This window comes from Aestuariibaculum scopimerae (assembly GCF_059428085.1).
Genome location: NZ_CM182089.1, coordinates 2,169,354 through 2,188,347, shown reverse-complemented (window position 1 = coordinate 2,188,347; position 18,994 = coordinate 2,169,354). Strand labels below are relative to the sequence as shown.

Below are 18,994 nucleotides of genomic sequence, written 5' to 3'. Positions count from 1 at the left end.
GTGGGCTTAGTTGCTGTCTTTGGATTAAGGTATACCAGTACCTCTACAGAAGAGACACAATTAAGTTCCACGCTATTTTTTTGCCGTATGAATGCTCTTCTTAACCATATCCGTGACCCTTGAAAGTTTTTCCTAATGCTTTCAAATCCCCTTTTATTAAACCTGCCTTGTGTTAAATCTATTATTTAACATATAAAAATCAAATAATGAAAAAAACAACATTCTTAATATGTCTGGCTCTTCTAGGGACTATTTCAATATATGCCCAAAAAGAGAAAAAAAATGGTGGGCTCAATAATTTGCTTGGTGTGAATGTAGAAGAAAGCCACGATAAGTTTGAAGGCACAACCACCTATCGTATGACGGGCAATAAGGTTAAAATTAATGGAGCTGTTGCGGGTAGTGTCTTAAAAGGTGCATTCAGTTTAATAAGCAAAAATAAATCGGCACAATTAAGTATAATGACAACCCGATTACAACTAGAAAACCACATTTTAAATGATAGCATAAGTGAATTATCGGTCATTTTAAAAATTACCATAGAAGATGATTCTAGATTTTGGGTAATGGATGGAGAATCATTAATCTTTTTGGCAGATGACGAAAGAGTGGCATTATCTACGGACGGCTCTTTTAACGAAGAAAGTAATTTGAGTTTAAACTCTGATTATTCAACAAGTTTAAACTCAAAAACAAATGCACGATATAGAATTACTCAAAGCCAATTAGAAACAATTATTAATGCAGAAACTGTTGAGTTTAGAATCATGCAACAGGGCTTGTTGCAAGGACAAGCCGAAGCTAGAGATAAAGAAGACACTTCTTTTGAAGGGTCGTTTTCCAAAAAGAACTTTAAAACATGGCAGGATTTCTATCAAAATTACATTATTAACACCCCTAAAACCCCCTAAGCATGGCAAAAAATATTGACGCAAATTACAATTTTAAAATTGACCATATAGGTGATACCCATCATGTCACTTACTCAAAAGACAAGTTTGGAGTAGGTTTGGGATGCGGCATATTTGTCTTGGTAATACTTATGTATCCATTAATCATATCACCAATTACGAGTTTAATATTTCCTCAAACCAATAGTAGTACAGGTCTTGTTTTTCATTGGCTTGTTATACCGATCGGTTTAACAATTTTAGTATTTCAACTTATTAAAAAATCCAGAAAGGATAAAACCTTTACCATTAGCAAGGAATATATAGGTGTTGGGGGCAGTAATTATGCTATTAAGGATATACAGAAAATCTATATCAAAGACCCTAAAGGCAATATGTACAGAACAACCGATAATGGAAGTACCGGATTTATTGTAGCAGGCAGAGGCATGGGGGCTATCGCCGTTGGAGCGACATCTGTGGCATCTTCGGGTGCCAGAGCAACGTCAGAAATAATGAGAAACGCCATCCATAAAGCAAGTTATAGAATTGAGTTTTTGTATGGCAATAGAAAAGTTGCCTTAGCAACAGGTCTTTCTGAAGACAATGCCTTTGTCCTATTTGATAAAATCACAGAATTACTAAACAAAAAATCATAATCACTTAAAATCAATAACAAATGAAAACAAAACTATTTAATTGCTTCACTCTAACCATCATAGTACTTTTTATTACTGGATGTTCCGATAAATCCAAAAACCATGTTGGAGAATGGAAATCTGAAATTCGGGGTAATGGTACAGTTGATTTAATATTTGAAAATTCGGAAGATATTATTGGGACATTTGGCTTTGAAACTATTGGTGGCGACAATTATGTGATAGATGGAGTCAAATACAAAGTGAAATATAAAATAGACTATTCTAAAAAACCTGGATGGTTGGATATAATATACTATAAAGCAGAAAATAATGAAGAAACCGGCAGGATATTATATTTGGTAGAATTTTTAACAGAAAACAAAATGCGATTGGCTAGCACCAACGATCCAACCAAAAGAAGACCTGAAACATTTGAGGACACTAATAATATTCCTCCTATGGTTCTAAATCGAGTTGAATAATCCCAAACTTGAATAGACCAATTGTTGGCTGTAATGTGAGCAGACGAACTAAAGAACAAACTAAATCTTACATAATGAAAAAAATAATGTTAATGGGAATAGTGTTGCTTGCCATTTTTTCCTGTAATTCAGAAGAATTAACAAAATCAAAAGCAAAGAAATTAATTAATGAATGTTTGGAATCTGACCCAGAACAAAAATCCATTCCAATCATGATTGGAGAAGTTTCTATGTCACCAGATAACACAGATTCTAAAAACAGAATAGAGAATTATAAAAAGCTCGCCAATGAAGGCTACTTGAGAGTTACCTTGACGGATAAAAAGAATAATTATTTGAAAGAAAACCAGTATTATGATGTTCAGCTTACCGAAAAAGCAAAGCCTTACTTATACAAACCTTCAAAAATGACAGAGACATTAGCTTTTTTTAAAACCTATCAGTATGTTGTCGATGAAGTTTTAGAAATCCATGAAGTTCCTGCCATCAATATAGCAGAAGTAAAGGTACAATACAAAGTTTCAGATATTACACCTTTTGCAACATTAAATTTAGGCAATCCAAAAGAAACAATCACTGAAACATTAAAGTTCACAAAGACCAATGATGGCTGGAAATATTGCGACAATAATTAATTCAAAAATCATACAAAATGAAAACAATAAAGTATATTTTGGCGATATGCTCCTTTTTGGTGTTAGGATGCAGTACTGATAGTTCTGATACAGAAGGTGGCAAAAATGATAACAATGCTGTTCCTTCTGAAAATATCAACACTCTTTGGATTGGTAATTTTACACGAGCGTGGAAAGAACAACATGTTGCTGTAATAAAAGGAAAGAAAATGCCATATCATGGCACTTCTTTTTATCGAAAAAGCCTTAACATTCCTGATAGTGTTAGCATTCATTGTATTTCAGGCGGTAGCTATAATAAAGACGGTTCTTATCCTAAAACAACAAAGGATGCTTATTCAGCATACAATACAAACGATACAGAAAGAAACAATGTAACTATTTCATTCATTTTCTGTGCTGAAAATATCGCTAATGCTCAACTAATTATTGATTCGTCTATGACTTTTGAAAATCAAGGTTGGACTTTGCCTTATGAAGACAATTCCGTACGCGTTATTGAAAAAGGTAGTTTTACCATTAAAGCAAAAGAAGAACGTTTAGCAGACGACATTCCTCCTTTGGGGAAAGATAAGGAAGGCAACATTCTCAAAGCATTCAAATTCAATAGTGAGGATAGAACTTACATTGGTGGCGACGGTATAGAATACGTCAATTACGAATTAAACTGCCTAAAATATAGCAATTTGAATACATCCAGTCATAACGAGGTAGACATACCCCACTATGATTTTATTGGAATGTTTAAAACACAAGGAAATAAGTTTCCTGTAAAAATTATAGAAACTGCTATCGTTCAAGGAGGAAAACGTCTTGAACCAGTTACACAACCACAATAAACCCAACAATCTCACACAATGAAAACACTTTTATTTAGTTACAAATTTTTATTTATGACCCTTATGACTTTGCCATTGTCTCTCTGTTCTAAAGACAATGATGACCCGAAACAAGATTTTGAACCCGTTACCATATCCCTTGAAAACGTAAATATTGGCAAAACGGACACTTCTTTCTCGGTGGATGGATTCAATTTTAAATCTGACAGTGCGGAATCAAGCCCTGAAAACTTAATTCAAGGAATTGGTATTTGGCCAGGAACGATTGAATTAGATTTGAATAATATAACAGGCATTTCAAAAATAACTGCTTACATGCACAATAATGGCGCGGGTAGTACCTTAGTTAGTGTTTTGAATGGTTCTAACGTATTAAAAGAGATTACGGATGTTGATATACCTGCGGGCTATACAAATGTAGAAATAGATGTAAGTAACTTATCGGTAGATACATTACGAATTTTTTCTGGTGAAGCTATAATTATATCTATCAAGCTTGAATAGTTTAGGACTGTAAAACTTAAAGCCCACTAAAAAGTGGGCTTTTTATTCAAAATCATCTGAGGGTGAAGGGGCTTTTTCAATATTCATATCCTTTGAATTAGCTTCAAAATCAAGATAGATGGGATAATCCTCAAAATTACTTTTATCATCTAAATCAAATTCGAGAGACTGCTTTAATTCTTTTTCCTTTTCAATTTGCCGTTCTTTATAGGCATAAAGCCCTCTTTCTACTAAAATATGCAAATCATCTTTTTCAATTTCTTGTATGGAGGGAAGAATGTGGTCTTGGTCAGTTTCCAAGGCTTTCTCTTCCATTGCAGATTTCAAATCCCTCGCAAATTTATCTTCTGTTTTTTGAATTGCCTGTTTAGTTGCCTCTGGTGAATAGTTTTCTTTGGTATGGATTTTTGCAATCCGAATGTCGCCACTTGGTTTAGGGGCAGGGTCAAATTTTTTAAAATTACTTTTTTGTCCCCTTTCAAGTCTGTTTATCTCATTATTCTTTTCTGTAATAAGGTCTTGGACTTTTTGGCTACTCTTACCTATTTCGATTACTGCAATGAGTTTTAACTCGTCTATTTCTTTTGACATAAACTAAGTTTTATGTTAGGTTTAATCATCACTTTTAGAGGGTTTCCATGCCAATTTATCACGGAATTGAAGTCAGTACCGACAAACTTGAATCCTATGTAACACAGGACTTGGATTATAAAATCCAAGCCCGTGAAATTGTCTGTGAAAGATTGGGATATGAACCGCCAGTTGAACTTTCAGTGTTTGGCGAATTGTGCATACGCAGTGCTTTGAAACGGTTTGATAATAGCGAGTTTTCCAAAGAAGACCTCGATAAGAAAATTGAATTCCATGTTGGTGTCGTCAATACCATTATGCTTGAATACGCCAAAGCAGGTTCTTGTTAAGCCAACTCGGGTTCAGGTTCGTCTAAATCGTCTTCCCAAACATCAAGCGAATTGACCAAATCTTCCCTTACTTCTCTACTTCTCGGTAAGTCAATCGGCAAAGAAAGCCCTCTGGTTTCACTCTTTGGCTTTTCCTCAACCAAGACATCATATTTCCATCTATCAACTAAAATCTTATCTATCGCGTCCAATACACTACCTCTAGCCATATGTGCTTTCATGAAGTTTCTAAAACCAAAAAACAACCCACTTATCAAAATCAAAAAACCAATACCTCTCGTAAAAGGAAGTATTAATAAGATTAAACCACATAGAATGGGAATCATTGGTTCTAACAGAATATATACACGATATATTGTAATTTTTACGCCTAAGATTTCAGTTCCAATTAAATCAAACCAAAAGGGAAATATTTCTCCATCAGAATAGCTGTAGCGGTCAAAATCATATGTCGCGCCAAACTTTTTTATTTCAAGTCGATGTTTTATCGACTTCCAAAGAATTAGAGCCGTAAAGGGAAGCCATGCAATCCCTAAAAATTCTTGTCCTTGGTGTCCTGCTTTTATCCATATAAAAATCATAATGGCTGAAATTAAGATGGCATTAGCTGTTGTAAAATAGCGTTCGCCAAATTTTTTCCTCATAAATATCTCTGAGATATAACTTGGATATGAAGAAAGGGAAAAAAGCATAGTCGTAACAAAGTCAAATAGAAAATTAACGCGTCCTGCTTGTGTTATTCTAAAAATGCTTTGTTTCCCTTTTCGTAACTGCGGTGTGTTTTGTTGTCGTCTCATAATGTGTTTTGTTTAAATGTTATTATTTCATAATTGCTATTTGTTGATCTAAAAAATTTCCCCTGACGATGCACTATGGCCTCCACAATAAAATTGTTTTGTGGGCCACCTGTTTTAAGTATCGTAAAATCAGATGGTTCAATTATATGGGTTAAGGTTTCTGTACTTCCTGAACTGTGGGACATGTTTTCTCCTATAGACATCCCTTTATTGTCTGACCACTGCCAAGCTTTGCCGATCAGATCAGCGGCGTATTCATTGGTTTCAGGGTCAGAATTAGCGAGAAAGAACTTTGTTCCTAAATTTCCAACAAGGGCTTTAAAACGTGTTTTTCCAATATCTCCACCACCTGCATTGAGGTAAAAGTTTGGAAGGTTTTGAGTGATATACACAGTACATACCCTATATTCTCTCGCAATGGATTGAAATTGAACATCCTTTTCAGGATTGATAAATAACTGAAACTCATCAACCCAAAGCACCACAGGTCTACTCCTATTTTTTATTTTCCTGCGTTGCATGGCGCGTTGCCAGATATATTTCCACAATATTTGGGCATCTCTACCTATTTCATCGTAAACAAGCACAGGCATATCTAAGATGATAATCTTTCCTCGTATAGTATCTTCAGGAGTAATCGTAGTTTTACCATTAAACAGGCTGTACATAGGGTCACGCATAAAACGATCTCCAAAGGCAAAAAACATTTCTTCAACAATGCTCCTTGTCTTTTCGGCTAAAGTAATCCAGCTTTTTAAAAAAAATCCTTCGATTAATTCAACCCGCTTAGCTAACTCATCTGTATCCGAGGTCTTTTCACTCGCTTTTAAGTTTGATGTAATGTGATGGATAACTCGATAACACTTTGATGATTTTTGCCAATTCGCATTATCTCTTTGCTCAAAGGTTCTAGGGGCTGATTGAACAATTTGATAAATATGCTCAAATCGTTTATTCCCACTGATAAAGCAAAGCTCTACAGCGTTTACTAAGAGTTTCTGTAAGCTTGAATCCCAAAAAGCAGTATCGTTTCCATTCCTATCATCATATCCTGATTTAATGACCGTTTTTAGAACATCAGCTATATTGTGTATTATTCCTCTACCACCATCTTTTCGATTTAATTCGTAATCAAAAAAGTTGAAACAATGACCAGAAGTCGGACTAAAAATAACGAGGTCTTTTTCTCTACAGTGTTTTTTACAATACTTAACCCAAAGGTCTTTTTCATTCTCTTTGGCTGTTAAGACCAAAAAACCAAAACCATTCATTAGATAATGTTTTGCAATATGATTACCGAATCCTGATGTTTTACCACTTCCTAATCCACCAGTGGTAAAAATGCCCTCTACTGCATCACGAATTTGAAAGAAGTCGCCATAATCCCACTCAAAAAGAACCCGCTCTAAGTAATCGTTCATAATATTTTTATTTAGAATTAGACAATAGGTATGCTGACAATAAACTTGTAGAAGTTTGCTGTCTAAAAAATTGAAAAAATAAAATATTAGATTATTTAACTGGACTAAGAGCCAGTATCCTTTAAAAACCATCCACCGCGTCCGATAGATGGATTGCAGACTTTAATATTAAATTGCGCTATTCAACATCAAGCCATCAACAACTGAATGCGTTCTTGCTCTCCAACAAGGACATTCATTAAGAGGTCTACCACTTCTTTTTCAAGTCGTTTTGTACACGTTGTGGCAAAGAAGTAAAAGTCACAGTCTTAAATGTACTGCTCCCTTCTTTTCTAACTTGTGCGTAACCGCTCCCCTGTTTCGCAGTTACAATGAATCTTTGATTGCTCATAATTATAAAATTTAAGATTAAATTTTTTCCGCATCGTTGCTAAACAACGTACTAAATCGAGATTTAAAATCTCTCAATAGGGGTCAAGATTGTAGACTACGTATCTATTTCAGGTTTAATACCCTGACAAAAATTATATTCATCATGTAATTGAAAAAAAATTACAATAACGTGGAGATTACAAGGTTATGCCCAAGCATCCTTAAAAGATTTTTCCTTTTCTTATTTGGAATTTCGGAAACATGAACATCTCTCGTTTTACCATCAAGATGGCTGTATATCTTAAGGTAGTCTTCGCCTTTTTTATAAGTAACAATTAATCCCTGATTGCTCATAAGGTTCATTTTTAAAATTAAAACTTATTCTCACCGTTGCTAAACAACGTACTAAATTGAGATTCAAAATCTCTCAATAGGGATCAAGATTGTAGGCTACGTATCTATTTCAGGTTTGATAACCTGACTAAAATTCATATTCATCATGTAATTGAAAAAATCACATACTCAGGAGGTCATAAGATTCATCTAAAAACTTTCCTTCTTTTTTATCAACACAAAACGTATTAAACTAATAATTTAATACGAATGTAATAATTAATAATTTAATACGGAAATTATTTTAATTTTTTTATTGTATTTTTATAAAAAAGACAATAACATTATGAAAAAAGATGGCATCGTTAAGGGACATCTACATACAAAAAATGACACAATGTCAAAGGAAGAAGTTCTTGAATTAGCAAGAATTTTAGAGGAAGATTATGGCATAAAAAAAATAGAAAAAAATATTATTGAAGGATCTTTAATTAAACCTTCTAAAAAAGCTAATGTTTCTATTGAAGTTCCTTATAAAAAAGTCAAAATAAATAATGTAGAAATTAGCATAAAAGGTAAGACAAGCCGCAGATTTAGCTACAATGGGCGGGTACTAAAAGGAAATAAGCACTTGGCAATAAATGTATTATCACCTGAGTCCACCAACCTAATAGAAGATATTATCTATGAATTTGAAACCAATCAGGCTGATGTAATTGTGATTCATGATATTCTCCCCTTGATCAATAATAATAAATTTGTTGACTTGGTTGTTGAGAAAAAAATAAAATTTACATCTCTTAATAATAGTGAGATAGCTGAAGCATTCTCCAAGACACTTTGTTATTTATCTGAAAAACTGGACAACAAAAAATTGGGCAATGCTAATATTGGAAAACAAATAAAAAAATCTGCTGATTTATTTGCTCTTAGTATGGGGCATACTTTCCAAAAACTTGATAAAGAAGGCTTCAAATCATTTGGTTCTAAAGCAAGTTATTTAAATGAAAACGGCATTAAAACGATGAGAAAAAAGCTGTGGACAAGAAATTCCGTTAAGCTAACTTATGAACGTTGGCAAGCTTTAAAAGCCGCAGAGGAAAATGAAGTATCCACATCCTCTAAAAGCAAAGCCCCAAAACCAGAATAATTCTTAGGGTAAAAACTAAAAACTACCTCAAGCACCGCTTAGGGGAGATGTCTGATCCATTTTAGCACTGTTCTATTTAGAATAAACGCACAGCAAAGAGTCGTGTTGCTCCCTTATTTATGAAGGTTGCAAACATATAAATTAAGCAGAATTAATGTATATTTTAAATTGCTTACAGGAACACAACACAGGAAGTGGATGCTACAATCAAAAACATTAGCATAAACATACAGCCTTTGTTTCCATTGTTATTTCCTGATTGGTTTAATATTTTTTTTCGGTCTTGCTCTTGTATTTTACGCTGAACAGCATCGTACTTGCCCCATCTTTCCTTTTCTTTTTCGTAATCGGTTTTATCATTAAAGCCCATTTGTCTTATTTTTAGGATTTTAGAAGCCCTAAGATATTATTTTGTTTTTTTGAGAACAAATAAAATTACGTCATCTTTAGGTTAAGTTATAAAAACCAACATTAGGAAAAGCGCACAGACCTTCGCTCCATGCACAAACCAAAAAGCCCCTAACATCTACCGAACAAATCTATGAAGTGTTTTTGGGATGAATAATTATAATCTTGGTTCAAGGTTAATTCTTAAATCCCGATATGTTTTAGAAACATCGGACGGGTCTTGGCTAGGTTTTCTGCATATCCCATCTGCATAATAATGAATTTCCCAAACAACATCCTTGTTAATTGCACCATAATAAAACCGTCCTTTATTATGCTCACCGTTCGGGTCGTTATATCTATCAAACCCATTAAAATCTCGGGTTCGATAAATGATTTCATTGACATGTTCCTTGGTCAAATGTGAAACATCCTTACCAAGCACACATTTACCATTAATAGCAGGGAAATTACTTTTAAAACTGCCTATTTCAGAACGAAAAGCATCATTTTGAAACGCAATGGCTTTGATATTATCGGATGAGGCATTCATAGCATAAATTTACAATTTTTCATGGATAAAGGTTTAAATAGTAAAAGCAAATAAGGGAGCTTTCGCTCCCTTAAATTATGGTTTGGGCTGATTTTTTGAAGCCGTATTTGATACCGCTTCATCATTGTCTTTGTTTTCAAAGGCAACAATGTCATTCAGGGCAATATTAAACCCATCCCCTTTTGAATGTTTCCAAACCACGCCAACTTTAACAAGCTTAGGGGCATTATCGACATAGCTGTTTGTATAAAGCGTATGGGTTGGCTTTTTACCTTTGGCTTGGTTTTCTTTTGTTTTATCCGTCATCTTGTAATCTCCTTTGTTAGTTTCATTTCAGATGATGTGGCTATCCAAACATCAAGGCAGAGCTTATTTACCCGTAACCACACGGAAGTTTTGGTGAGGGCAAGAGAAGGGTAAATAAGCGCGTTGGTGTTAAGGCCTGTCATCATCTGACTTGAAATATGTAACCCAAAGAGGTTCGGACGGTTACGCACACAAAGAAAATCCAAAAATGTAAAAAATAATGCGTAGTTTTATCGTGCGTATTGCTCTCCACGGATATTCCTTAAAAACAGATATTTTTTAATTTAAGGCAATATTCAACATGATACGAATGTACCAGAGCCAAACATCCGCTCAGGCTAAAGACTATTTCCGTGATGCCCTTTCCAAGGCTGACTATTATTTAGAAGACCAGGAACTCAATGGTCAATTTAATGGTAAAATAGCCAAACGGTTAGGCATTGAAAACACACGCATAGACAAAGAAACCTTTGAAAAACTTTGCGATAATACCAATCCAAAGGATGGCGGTTCATTAACCCCTCGTACAGTTTCAGATCGGCGTGTCGGTTATGACATTAGTTTCCACTGCCCAAAATCAGTTTCCATTCTCCATGCCTTGAGTGATGATAAAAAAGTTTTACAAGCCTTTGAAGAAAGTGTTCAAGAAACCATGTTGGATATTGAAGCTGACACCCAAACAAGGGTGCGAACACAAGGGCAATATGACGACCGGCATACTGGAGAATTAATATGGACAAACTTTGTTCATCAAACGGCACGCGCCGTTGCAAATAACCCACCAGACCCACACCTTCATTGTCATTGCTTTACCTTCAATGCGACTTGGGATGAGACAGAAGGGCGATTTAAGGCAGGGCAATTTCACAATATCAAAAAAGACATGCCTTATCATCAAGCCCGTTTTCAAAAACGATTGGCGGATAAATTATCGACAATGGGGTATGACATCCGAAAGACCAAAAATGGCTTTGAATTAGCCGTTATCCCCCAACGTGCTATTGACCATTTTTCCAAACGCACCAATTTAATTGGGCAAGTAGCCATTGAAAAAGGCATTACTAACCCAAAAGAACTCGACCAATTAGGCGCAAGAACCCGTGCCAAGAAACAAAAAAATCTTACCATGCCTCAATTACAGGATATGTGGCGAGAGCAACTCATTGAAAAAGGTATTGATAAGGATGAGAAAAGCGAGGCTAAAACAACCGATATTTCCCTTGATGCCAAACAAACCATAGACCATGCAATTTCCCATGTATTTACCAGAGCCTCTGTCAAACGTGAACGCCAGATTTTAACTGAAGGCTATAAACATGCCATTGATACAACAAATATCTCTTTGGAAGATATTGACACGGCTTTTTTAAAGAATGAGAGTATTTTTAAAGTCCAAGTCGGTAGTCAAAAACTTTGCACTACCGAACTTGTCCATGCGGAAGAGCGAAAAATGGTCAACATGGCCAGAAATGGCATTGGCAAGCTACGTCCGTTAAAAACGGATTTCAAAATATCCCAATTTAAGAACTTAAATGACGAACAAATAAATGCCATCCGCCATGTGATGACCTCCCAAGACCAATTAACCATGATTAAGGGCGGTGCAGGGACGGGCAAGACGACATTATTAAAAGTGATTGTTCCTGAAATTGAAAACACAGGAAAAGAAGTGTTTTTATTTGCTCCAACGGCAGAAGCCTCCCGTGATGTATTAAAAAAGGAAGGTTTTGACAAAGCAGATACCGTTGCGCGGTTTTTATTGGATAAAGATTTACAGGAACAAACCAAGGGGCAGGTTATGTGGATTGATGAGGCTGGCATGTTGGGGTCGCAAGATATGTCTGAAGTCCTCTCCATAGCCGATAAAAACCAAACAAGGCTTATCCTTTCTGGTGATCCAAGGCAACATAACGCCGTACAAAGAGGGGATGCAATGCGGATATTACAAACGGTTGCCCATATCCCCCACGTTTCCATGGAAACCATTTATCGCCAAAAACAAGACGGTTATAAATCGGCTGTAAAGGAAATTAGTGACGGCAATATTGCTACTGGATTTGATATGCTCAATGAACAAGGTGCAATTCAAGAGATCGCATCGGATAAAATATCACAAGCCGTTGTCGATGATTATTTAAAAAGCAGAAAAGACAATAAATCTGCTCTGGTCATCTCTCCCACCCGTGCCAAGGCAAAAGAAATCAATCAAGAGATAAGAGAAGGACTTAAAGAAAACAAGATTATTGGCAAGCGAGAAAAAGAATTTACCGTTTATGAGAATTTGTATTTAACCCATGCTCAAAAGTCAGATAGTCGTTCTTACATAAAAGGACATATCATTCAGCTCCATCAAAATATGCCCAATTTAAAAAAGGGGGCGGTGCTTAGGGTCATCGATGCAGAAAATAAAAACGTTAGGGTTGAGGACAAGCAAGGCACACAGCATATTTTACCCCTAAGCAGGGCTAAAGATTTTGATGTTTATAGTACCCATGCAGTGCGTATCAGCAAAGGTGATGAAATTAAAATCACTAAAAATGGTTATGATGACTCAGGAAAACGCTTAAATAATGGCGCGGTTTTAACGGTTTCAAAAATAAAGCCCAATGGTCAAATTGAGGGTGTGAAAAAGTCAAATTCCAAGCTTTCAACTTTTACCCTAAGCCACGATCACGGGAATTTTGATTATGCCTATGCGTCCACCTCGTACAGTTCACAGGGAAAAACCGTGGATAATGTGATTATTGCCCAACCTGCTGTTACATTCCCTGCATCCAACCAAAAGCAGTTTTATGTTTCTGTATCGAGGGGGCGTGAGAGTGTTACCATTTACACGGATGACCGTGAAGATTTATTAAGCCATATTGAAAAATCGGGTGACCGCCAAGGGGCAACTGAGTTGCTGACCGAAAAAGATTTTGCAATCAAAACGATTGACATTGACCAATCACGTCATAAGGAAACAAGAAAAGACATAACACCAAACAAGGATTATGAGCCAGAAATATAACTTTATTAGCTTACAGATTGCCAAAGGCGACCACTCTCAGGAAAAAACAACCAAAGACCCAAACACCATTACCGTGTTTGAAACAGGAGATACCAAAACGATTGATTTTGAGCTTTTAGATGGCACTAGGCAGAATTTCCATTATTCGCATTACATCACGTCATGGATGGGCAAAGAAAATGGAGAGCGTATTATTAAAATATTTTTCGCCACACATTTAATCACCTTAAAGGGATATTGTTTGGATGCAATCTACGAAGCACTAAGGCAATTTAATGTTAAATCCATTAAGGCTTTTGATAAACGCTATCTGAGTTCAATCAATGAAAATGATGCATTCGTTACTCATATAACTCTTGAATGGAAATTGAAGCAAAAAACATGAATTGAAATTTGTTATTTTTTTTCTAACTTTATAGAATCAAGCAAATTCTTGAGTCTATCTAAAAGTTCGTCATATAGCACAAACTCGACATCTTTAAGACTCTCCCTCAGATTTTTGAACTGATTTCGCTTTTTATCAGAATTCAATTCTTTATTTGAACCAATAACAATAATTGCTCTAGGATTTATAATACTAACATCTAAACCTGCTTCTGTTTCAGTTTCAGTTTCTAATTTTATTGTTTGAGAATAACTTAGAGCATTTTCTTTTGCCTTTTGAAGGTAGTCTGACACTTGTGAAATTACCATTGAGACCTCCTTAGACCAAAACCAAGTCTTATGACTACTATCATATTGAAGAAGCTTTGTACCGCTTTTTTTCAGCTCATAAAAGTCTAAATAGCCATAAATATCTACTAGAACTAAATCTGGATATTTTGTTAATCCAGTAGCAATGTTTTTGTAATTCAATTTATGAGCGTAGCGGCTATCAAAAAGGGTAATATATTCATCAAAGAAAGCTTGCCATGTACTTTCCGGTGGGTCTTTTTTTAAATGCTCCTCATATTTAGAAATTATTTCTTGAAGGCTTATTAATTTAGCGTTTTTTACTAATCCTGCGGACATTTTTTTAACAATATGAGTAGCCTTAAATTTTCGAGTTGCCCTTACATAAAACTCTCCAAGTTTCTCTATATCATCAGCAGTTAGTTTATCAATAAGTTTGTCATTTAGATTTCTAAGGATAAGTTCTTTGTTGTTATTCGTTTCCTGATAGTCAAAATTCACAGCAGGGAAAGCATCTACAATAAGATTTTTAATTAAAATCTTTTTAGTATCATTACATGCTCTTTGCTCAACATTAATTTTTGAAATCAAAGACTGAAGTTCTTCATAATTGAGAATTAATGTTTTTCCATTAATTTCTGAGTTCAGAATTTCTGATATTTTTATAGTATCAATTCTTTTATCATCGAAATTATATTTGAAAAAATTATCTAAACTTCTTTCTCGAAAGCCATAGCCCACATTACTTATTGCATAGGGCAAATCTTCAAAGCCTTCAAATATGATTTTTTTTATTACAGCTCCTTCGTAATAATATTCAAAATTTTTTCCAACTACCTTATAGATTAAAACTTTCTGTTTAGTTTCATCTTCTTTATGTTGGCGAAAGAACTCCGTCGAATCCCCTTTGACTTCCTTGTATATGATTAACTTTTCCGTTTCTCTAATTTTTTGCATTGGATAATTATTTAGTATTATTAAACCCTATCCAAATGAATACCAATTATTTACAACTGTCAATGTGTCAGAAAAAAGAAATAAAACAATAAGATACATGAGACTATTCATATCCCATACCTTCTAATTAAAAATTCGGAGGCATGGAAAGAAAAATATTCTAATAAAATTATAGTTAAATTAAAAAAAGATTGTGAGATTTTGCTTCAATACATTCTTTTTCACTACTTTAGAGACAATTTCCCACATTTGGGAAATATCTATTATTTTAAAAAACCATGTATAAAATTTTATCGCTTGATGGAGGAGGAAGTTGGGCAATCCTCCAATTATTAACATTAAAAGAAAGATACAAAGATGAAATGCCAGAATTAAAAGGGCGTGCCATATTAAAACGATTTGATATGGTTATTGCGAATTCTGGCGGGAGTATTGTTTTATGTGCCTTAGCTGAAGATTGGACAATTGATGAAGCGTTATCCCTTTTTGATGACAAATCAGTAAGAGAAAGCATTTTTAGCAAAAATTCATTTTGGGAGACTTTTTGGCCTGTAACTTTAACCAAGATGTTTTCGTTTGGCCCTAAATATAGTTCCAGTAGAAAATATGATGCTTTCAAGAAACTATTCCCAACTGCGCATAAAACGACGATGGATGAATTACCAAATGTAATTGGCAAGCCTTCTTTAAAGATAATTGTTTCTACTTTTGATGCTTTAAACAATAGAGCTAAATTTTTCAGATCTTATACTCCTGAAGGGGCATCTGAAGAATTTGTTCCTCTTACCAAAGCAATCCATGGATCTTCTAACGCTCCAGTACAATATTTTGATTTTCCAGCAAGAATAAAGGCAAGCAAATCAGATATCTGGTATTATCTATGGGATGGGGCATTAGGAGGTTTTAATAATCCCGTGGTAGCTGGTATTATAGAAGCTTTTAGGCTATCAATACCATTAAATGATATAACTGTTGTTTCGTTAGGGAATGCCAATAAACTTATGTCTAAAGCTCAAAAAGATAGATTTTATCAGGTTAGATCAATTACCATTAAAGAAAGGAAAAAAAAGTTATTGTTTTGGCGTTATAAGTTCCAATTTGAATACTTTAAAGAAACCGTAATGAATCAAGCTAAAACAATTTTATTTCAACCACCTGATTGGGCAAATTTTGTAGGGTTAATGTTTTTATCAAAATCAGCCTCTGACAATATTGAAGATCGATTTATCCGTCTTTCCCCTATAATCCATGTTGATAAAAATTCCGATCCAACTGTTATTGAATTAATGAATGAATTATATGACTTGGATATGGACTTAACAAAAGATGAAGATATAAATCTCATTAAAAAATGTTTTGAAAATTGGAGAAATGGGAGAATTAGAAATCAACCTATAGAATTTAGTGTCACCAGAGACAACGAACTTATTTACTTAAAAGGAGATGAGTACTTTAGTGAAGGGCTTGAGAAATGGAAACGAATTTAAAATTTTAATAAAAATCTATGTATATAAAAAGTCTAAGTGTTCAAGATTTTAAATCTTTTGAAAAATTCGATGATTTAAAATTTTTATACCCGAAAATTTCTAGCCATAACCAATCACAAGATTTTGATGCAAAGAATGTTAGACATGAAAACATTAATGTTATACTAGGCAATAACTCAACTGGCAAGACAGCTTTCTTAAAAGCTATCGCCCTATCAACATTAGGACCTGCTGTTCCTGAATTAGGGACTATTGAACCTTTTATGTGGGTGCGCAGGTCGCCCAAAGAAAATCCGAAAGTTGCTTTTTTGAATGCTTACTTTGAATCAAACCAACAAGATCGTATTAAATATGGAAGGGTAGAGAGTTCTCTAAAGGTTATACCAAGTAATGATTTTAAGGATAGGATTTCTTGGAATCATAATCAAAGTAAAGAATGGCACCCAGTATTTGATAATGATCCTGCCTCTATGTTCTTGGTTGGTTACGGAGCTAGTAGAACAGTTGAATTACCAGAGAAGTTTGACCCCACTCTAAGAAAGGGTGGCAAATTAATCAGAATAAATAAAGTTCGTAGTCTTTTTGAGGAGACCTATCAATTGGTGCCACTAGATGCTTGGCTACCTAAAATGAAAAATAATAATAAGGGACGTTATGTTCAAATATTAGGGCTTTTATCAAAAATTACAGGTAGTGAGCATTTTCAGCTTACTGAAAAATTAGAAGGTGACCAATATATATTTGAAAAGAAAGGAAGTTTAATTCCGTTCAATGCCTTGTCGGATGGCTACAGAGCTTTTTTAGGATGGGTAGGTGATTTGCTTTTTCACATAGAGCAAACTTGTCCCAAGGGAAAAAAATTAGTTGACAATGAAGGTATTGTACTAATTGATGAGATTGATTTACACCTTCATCCAGCTTGGCAAATGAAAATCCTTCCGCTTTTAGCTGAAGCATTACCTAGAATTCAATTTTTTGTAACAACTCATAGTCCTTTGGTAGTTGGAAGTGTTGAATGGCAGAATATTATCTATTTAAAAACGGACGAAAAAGGCTGTTCTTACCCTATCAGGGACAAAAGAAACACCTATGGCTTAGATTCAGACCAAATTTTAGTTTCTGACCTTTTTGGACTTAAAAGTACTAGGAATGATTCTGTTGCGGATAAAATCAGAGTACTTTCCTTTAAAGCGTCTATGGGTAACGCTGAAGCCCGAAAAGAGTTAATGGAATTAATGGCAAAAGGAGAAGCGATATGATTTCATATAAAAAGGACAATAAGGGTAAAAATATTAATCTGAAATATATCGAGAACCTTATTGATGAACATAAGCCGAATTGGTTGAATAGGGCTACTCAAAGAACAGATTCATATAGAATTGCAGGAAAGGTTACAGATGAAAGCCATATATGGAGTGAAGTAAAAGAAGTTTTCATGAAGATTCAAGGCAATAAGTGTGCTTTTTGTGAATCTGAGTTAGAAGGCAGAACTGCTGGTAAAGGAGTACACGATATTGAGCATTTTAGACCTAAAAACAGAATCACAAAATGGAAAGCTTCTAAAGAATATATTGATTTAAACATTAAGATTACTGACCCAAAAAACTCCAAAGGTTATCACTTACTGACGTACAACCTGTTGAACTACTCCATTGCTTGTGGACCATGTAATCAAGCATTAAAAAAAGATCGTTTTCCAATTAAAGGTGAATACAATGCCAAAATGGAAAATCCTTTAACAGAGTCGGATGGAGAAGAAAGACTTTTATTATTTCCCATTGGAGAGATTGGTGATAAATGCGAAGACCTAATTACATTTGAAGGCTCGATTCCTGTTCCCGTTAAAAAAAATGGGATGGATTTTGAAAAGGCGATAACTACTATTGAATTTTTCCGTTTAGGAAGAGCAGATGAAAGAGGAAGGCTTTTTTTAGAACGTTGTGAAAAAATTTTAGCTATTGTTGGTATTCTTGATGAAGATGATAATCCTGATGATTATGAGATAATATTAAAGAACTTGCTTTCTGACCGTTCAAAACATGCTAATTGTGGAAGGTCATATGTCAGACTACTAAAAGAAAACCCTGCAAAAGCGAAAGAAATACTTAAGGAAGCAAAGGATTATGTCAGGACTTATATTCCCGATGAGGAAATAGATTAAAACTTATAGCTACTATCTTTTTTCAGAATAAAAGTAGTCATTATTGCTAGAGACATTAACCAATTATACTAAAAGAGTTTGGAATAAATTATAGATTGCTTTTTTACTTTTTTAGCAATTTAAGTTCTCTAAAAGATGACAAGCAGTTTCCTCAAAGGCAAACCAAGCAAAGAAATTCTTTAAATCACCTTGGACTTTAAGAGGTTCGCCGAAATTATCTTCATAGTCTAAACGCAATTCTTCAATTTCATCGTAAAATTGGTCATAGAAGGCATGTGTGTCGTTGTAATAGATAAGTGAAGAGATCATACCACTGGCGCACCCATGATGCTGTAAATCGGAAAAGAAGGCTGTTATATCTTCGTGTTCCAAAGCTTCATTTGCTACATAGGCTTCAAGTGTATTGGGTTTCTCATCAATAATGGCGCGTAACTGGTGTTTTAAGTGTTTTGTATTCATAATGTTGCTCCTTAAATA

Annotated in this window: 22 protein-coding genes; 13 read left to right on the top strand and 9 right to left on the bottom strand. The window is 34.6% G+C overall.

What is annotated here, in order from left to right; translation table 11 throughout:
- Positions 1 to 206 precede the first annotated feature (206 nt).
- The 6 genes from AC5SR4_RS09470 (at position 207) to AC5SR4_RS09445 (ending at position 3,991) form a co-directional block, all read left to right on the top strand.
- The gene (locus AC5SR4_RS09470; RefSeq protein ID WP_495356003.1) at positions 207 to 911 is read left to right on the top strand and encodes a hypothetical protein; all 705 of its coding nucleotides are present in this window, start codon (positions 207 to 209) and stop codon (positions 909 to 911) included.
- A 2-nt stretch (positions 912 to 913) separates the two neighbouring features.
- Positions 914 to 1,549, top strand: coding sequence for a hypothetical protein (locus AC5SR4_RS09465; RefSeq protein ID WP_495356002.1), 636 nt, complete (start codon positions 914 to 916; stop codon positions 1,547 to 1,549).
- Positions 1,550 to 1,569: 20 nt separating this feature from the next.
- Positions 1,570 to 2,013 carry a hypothetical protein gene (locus AC5SR4_RS09460; RefSeq protein WP_495356001.1) on the top strand — a complete coding sequence of 148 codons (444 nt, stop codon included), beginning with the start codon at positions 1,570 to 1,572 and terminating at the stop codon, positions 2,011 to 2,013.
- A gap of 74 nt (positions 2,014 to 2,087) precedes the next feature.
- Positions 2,088 to 2,648: a hypothetical protein gene (locus tag AC5SR4_RS09455; RefSeq protein WP_495356000.1), complete on the top strand. Its 561-nt coding sequence runs from the start codon at positions 2,088 to 2,090 to the stop codon at positions 2,646 to 2,648.
- Positions 2,649 to 2,665: 17 nt separating this feature from the next.
- Positions 2,666 to 3,487 carry a hypothetical protein gene (locus AC5SR4_RS09450; protein ID WP_495355999.1) on the top strand — a complete coding sequence of 274 codons (822 nt, stop codon included), beginning with the start codon at positions 2,666 to 2,668 and terminating at the stop codon, positions 3,485 to 3,487.
- Positions 3,488 to 3,541: 54 nt separating this feature from the next.
- Entirely contained in the window at positions 3,542 to 3,991 is a 450-nt protein-coding gene (locus tag AC5SR4_RS09445) for a hypothetical protein (RefSeq protein ID WP_495355998.1), read from the top strand.
- 42 nt (positions 3,992 to 4,033) lie between these two features.
- Here AC5SR4_RS09445 and AC5SR4_RS09440 read toward each other — a convergent pair whose 3' ends face one another.
- Positions 4,034 to 4,582, bottom strand: coding sequence for a hypothetical protein (locus tag AC5SR4_RS09440; RefSeq protein ID WP_495355997.1), 549 nt, complete (start codon positions 4,580 to 4,582; stop codon positions 4,034 to 4,036).
- A 47-nt stretch (positions 4,583 to 4,629) separates the two neighbouring features.
- Here AC5SR4_RS09440 and AC5SR4_RS09435 point away from each other — a divergent pair, with 47 nt between their 5' ends.
- Positions 4,630 to 4,911 (top strand): hypothetical protein, encoded by a 282-nt coding sequence (locus tag AC5SR4_RS09435; protein ID WP_495355996.1) that lies wholly within the window; start codon positions 4,630 to 4,632, stop codon positions 4,909 to 4,911.
- Here AC5SR4_RS09435 and AC5SR4_RS09430 read toward each other — a convergent pair.
- From AC5SR4_RS09430 to AC5SR4_RS09420, 3 genes are all read right to left on the bottom strand, one after another.
- Positions 4,908 to 5,708: a hypothetical protein gene (locus AC5SR4_RS09430; RefSeq protein ID WP_495355995.1), complete on the bottom strand. Its 801-nt coding sequence runs from the start codon at positions 5,706 to 5,708 to the stop codon at positions 4,908 to 4,910. The genes AC5SR4_RS09435 and AC5SR4_RS09430 overlap by 4 nt on opposite strands.
- Complete coding sequence (locus AC5SR4_RS09425; RefSeq protein ID WP_495355994.1) at positions 5,705 to 7,129, bottom strand: type IV secretory system conjugative DNA transfer family protein; 1,425 nt, start codon at positions 7,127 to 7,129, stop codon at positions 5,705 to 5,707. Before AC5SR4_RS09425 ends, AC5SR4_RS09430 begins: the two co-directional genes overlap by 4 nt.
- Before the next feature lie 552 nt (positions 7,130 to 7,681).
- Complete coding sequence (locus AC5SR4_RS09420; RefSeq protein WP_495355993.1) at positions 7,682 to 7,855, bottom strand: hypothetical protein; 174 nt, start codon at positions 7,853 to 7,855, stop codon at positions 7,682 to 7,684.
- A gap of 325 nt (positions 7,856 to 8,180) precedes the next feature.
- Between AC5SR4_RS09420 and AC5SR4_RS09415 the strand changes: the two genes are divergently transcribed.
- Positions 8,181 to 8,984, top strand: coding sequence for a hypothetical protein (locus tag AC5SR4_RS09415; RefSeq protein WP_495355992.1), 804 nt, complete (start codon positions 8,181 to 8,183; stop codon positions 8,982 to 8,984).
- A gap of 172 nt (positions 8,985 to 9,156) precedes the next feature.
- Here the strand turns inward: AC5SR4_RS09415 and AC5SR4_RS09410 are convergent, their stop codons facing one another.
- The 3 genes from AC5SR4_RS09410 to AC5SR4_RS09400 form a co-directional block, all read right to left on the bottom strand.
- A complete protein-coding gene (locus AC5SR4_RS09410) occupies positions 9,157 to 9,354 on the bottom strand; it encodes a hypothetical protein (protein ID WP_495355991.1) in 198 nt (65 codons plus the stop codon).
- A 195-nt stretch (positions 9,355 to 9,549) separates the two neighbouring features.
- Complete coding sequence (locus AC5SR4_RS09405; protein ID WP_495355990.1) at positions 9,550 to 9,924, bottom strand: DUF3768 domain-containing protein; 375 nt, start codon at positions 9,922 to 9,924, stop codon at positions 9,550 to 9,552.
- 75 nt (positions 9,925 to 9,999) lie between these two features.
- Positions 10,000 to 10,230 (bottom strand): hypothetical protein, encoded by a 231-nt coding sequence (locus AC5SR4_RS09400; RefSeq protein ID WP_495355989.1) that lies wholly within the window; start codon positions 10,228 to 10,230, stop codon positions 10,000 to 10,002.
- A 310-nt stretch (positions 10,231 to 10,540) separates the two neighbouring features.
- On the opposite strand from AC5SR4_RS09400, the gene mobF reads away from it, so the two are divergent.
- Both mobF and AC5SR4_RS09390 read left to right on the top strand, forming a co-directional pair.
- Entirely contained in the window at positions 10,541 to 13,240 is a 2,700-nt protein-coding gene (gene mobF, locus AC5SR4_RS09395; RefSeq protein WP_495355988.1) for a MobF family relaxase, read from the top strand.
- Complete coding sequence (locus AC5SR4_RS09390; protein WP_495355987.1) at positions 13,224 to 13,625, top strand: hypothetical protein; 402 nt, start codon at positions 13,224 to 13,226, stop codon at positions 13,623 to 13,625. Before mobF ends, AC5SR4_RS09390 begins: the two co-directional genes overlap by 17 nt.
- Before the next feature lie 11 nt (positions 13,626 to 13,636).
- On the opposite strand, the gene AC5SR4_RS09385 is transcribed toward AC5SR4_RS09390, so the two are convergent.
- A complete protein-coding gene (locus AC5SR4_RS09385; protein ID WP_495355986.1) occupies positions 13,637 to 14,869 on the bottom strand; it encodes a Shedu immune nuclease family protein in 1,233 nt (410 codons plus the stop codon).
- Positions 14,870 to 15,147: 278 nt separating this feature from the next.
- On the opposite strand from AC5SR4_RS09385, the gene AC5SR4_RS09380 reads away from it, so the two are divergent.
- From AC5SR4_RS09380 to AC5SR4_RS09370, 3 genes are read left to right on the top strand one after another with little or no spacing between them, the layout of a single operon-like run.
- Positions 15,148 to 16,356 (top strand): patatin-like phospholipase family protein, encoded by a 1,209-nt coding sequence (locus AC5SR4_RS09380; RefSeq protein ID WP_495355985.1) that lies wholly within the window; start codon positions 15,148 to 15,150, stop codon positions 16,354 to 16,356.
- 17 nt (positions 16,357 to 16,373) lie between these two features.
- Positions 16,374 to 17,615, top strand: a complete 1,242-nt coding sequence (locus AC5SR4_RS09375; RefSeq protein WP_495355984.1) for an AAA family ATPase — start codon at positions 16,374 to 16,376, stop codon at positions 17,613 to 17,615.
- Positions 17,612 to 18,517 (top strand): HNH endonuclease family protein, encoded by a 906-nt coding sequence (locus AC5SR4_RS09370; protein WP_495355983.1) that lies wholly within the window; start codon positions 17,612 to 17,614, stop codon positions 18,515 to 18,517. Before AC5SR4_RS09375 ends, AC5SR4_RS09370 begins: the two co-directional genes overlap by 4 nt.
- Before the next feature lie 111 nt (positions 18,518 to 18,628).
- Here the strand turns inward: AC5SR4_RS09370 and AC5SR4_RS09365 are convergent, their stop codons facing one another.
- Positions 18,629 to 18,976, bottom strand: coding sequence for a DUF7222 domain-containing protein (locus AC5SR4_RS09365; protein ID WP_495355982.1), 348 nt, complete (start codon positions 18,974 to 18,976; stop codon positions 18,629 to 18,631).
- Positions 18,977 to 18,994: the final 18 nt, after the last annotated feature.

What these genes read in the sequence shown, in the direction of transcription:
- AC5SR4_RS09455 (WP_495356000.1), top strand. Translation starts at nt 2,088, where the DNA reads ATGAAAAAAATAATGTTAATGGGAATAGTGTTGCTTGCCATTTTTTCC.
- AC5SR4_RS09435 (WP_495355996.1), top strand. Translation starts at nt 4,630, where the DNA reads ATGCCAATTTATCACGGAATTGAAGTCAGTACCGACAAACTTGAATCC.
- AC5SR4_RS09410 (WP_495355991.1), bottom strand. Translation starts at nt 9,354, where the DNA reads ATGGGCTTTAATGATAAAACCGATTACGAAAAAGAAAAGGAAAGATGG.
- AC5SR4_RS09420 (WP_495355993.1), bottom strand. Translation starts at nt 7,855, where the DNA reads ATGAGCAATCAGGGATTAATTGTTACTTATAAAAAAGGCGAAGACTAC.
- AC5SR4_RS09470 (WP_495356003.1), top strand. Translation starts at nt 207, where the DNA reads ATGAAAAAAACAACATTCTTAATATGTCTGGCTCTTCTAGGGACTATT.
- AC5SR4_RS09425 (WP_495355994.1), bottom strand. Translation starts at nt 7,129, where the DNA reads ATGAACGATTACTTAGAGCGGGTTCTTTTTGAGTGGGATTATGGCGAC.
- AC5SR4_RS09365 (WP_495355982.1), bottom strand. Translation starts at nt 18,976, where the DNA reads ATGAATACAAAACACTTAAAACACCAGTTACGCGCCATTATTGATGAG.
- AC5SR4_RS09380 (WP_495355985.1), top strand. Translation starts at nt 15,148, where the DNA reads ATGTATAAAATTTTATCGCTTGATGGAGGAGGAAGTTGGGCAATCCTC.
- AC5SR4_RS09370 (WP_495355983.1), top strand. Translation starts at nt 17,612, where the DNA reads ATGATTTCATATAAAAAGGACAATAAGGGTAAAAATATTAATCTGAAA.
- AC5SR4_RS09415 (WP_495355992.1), top strand. Translation starts at nt 8,181, where the DNA reads ATGAAAAAAGATGGCATCGTTAAGGGACATCTACATACAAAAAATGAC.
- AC5SR4_RS09450 (WP_495355999.1), top strand. Translation starts at nt 2,666, where the DNA reads ATGAAAACAATAAAGTATATTTTGGCGATATGCTCCTTTTTGGTGTTA.
- AC5SR4_RS09405 (WP_495355990.1), bottom strand. Translation starts at nt 9,924, where the DNA reads ATGAATGCCTCATCCGATAATATCAAAGCCATTGCGTTTCAAAATGAT.
- AC5SR4_RS09390 (WP_495355987.1), top strand. Translation starts at nt 13,224, where the DNA reads ATGAGCCAGAAATATAACTTTATTAGCTTACAGATTGCCAAAGGCGAC.
- AC5SR4_RS09385 (WP_495355986.1), bottom strand. Translation starts at nt 14,869, where the DNA reads ATGCAAAAAATTAGAGAAACGGAAAAGTTAATCATATACAAGGAAGTC.
- AC5SR4_RS09440 (WP_495355997.1), bottom strand. Translation starts at nt 4,582, where the DNA reads ATGTCAAAAGAAATAGACGAGTTAAAACTCATTGCAGTAATCGAAATA.
- AC5SR4_RS09375 (WP_495355984.1), top strand. Translation starts at nt 16,374, where the DNA reads ATGTATATAAAAAGTCTAAGTGTTCAAGATTTTAAATCTTTTGAAAAA.
- AC5SR4_RS09465 (WP_495356002.1), top strand. Translation starts at nt 914, where the DNA reads ATGGCAAAAAATATTGACGCAAATTACAATTTTAAAATTGACCATATA.
- AC5SR4_RS09445 (WP_495355998.1), top strand. Translation starts at nt 3,542, where the DNA reads ATGACCCTTATGACTTTGCCATTGTCTCTCTGTTCTAAAGACAATGAT.
- AC5SR4_RS09400 (WP_495355989.1), bottom strand. Translation starts at nt 10,230, where the DNA reads ATGACGGATAAAACAAAAGAAAACCAAGCCAAAGGTAAAAAGCCAACC.
- mobF (WP_495355988.1), top strand. Translation starts at nt 10,541, where the DNA reads ATGTACCAGAGCCAAACATCCGCTCAGGCTAAAGACTATTTCCGTGAT.
- AC5SR4_RS09430 (WP_495355995.1), bottom strand. Translation starts at nt 5,708, where the DNA reads ATGAGACGACAACAAAACACACCGCAGTTACGAAAAGGGAAACAAAGC.
- AC5SR4_RS09460 (WP_495356001.1), top strand. Translation starts at nt 1,570, where the DNA reads ATGAAAACAAAACTATTTAATTGCTTCACTCTAACCATCATAGTACTT.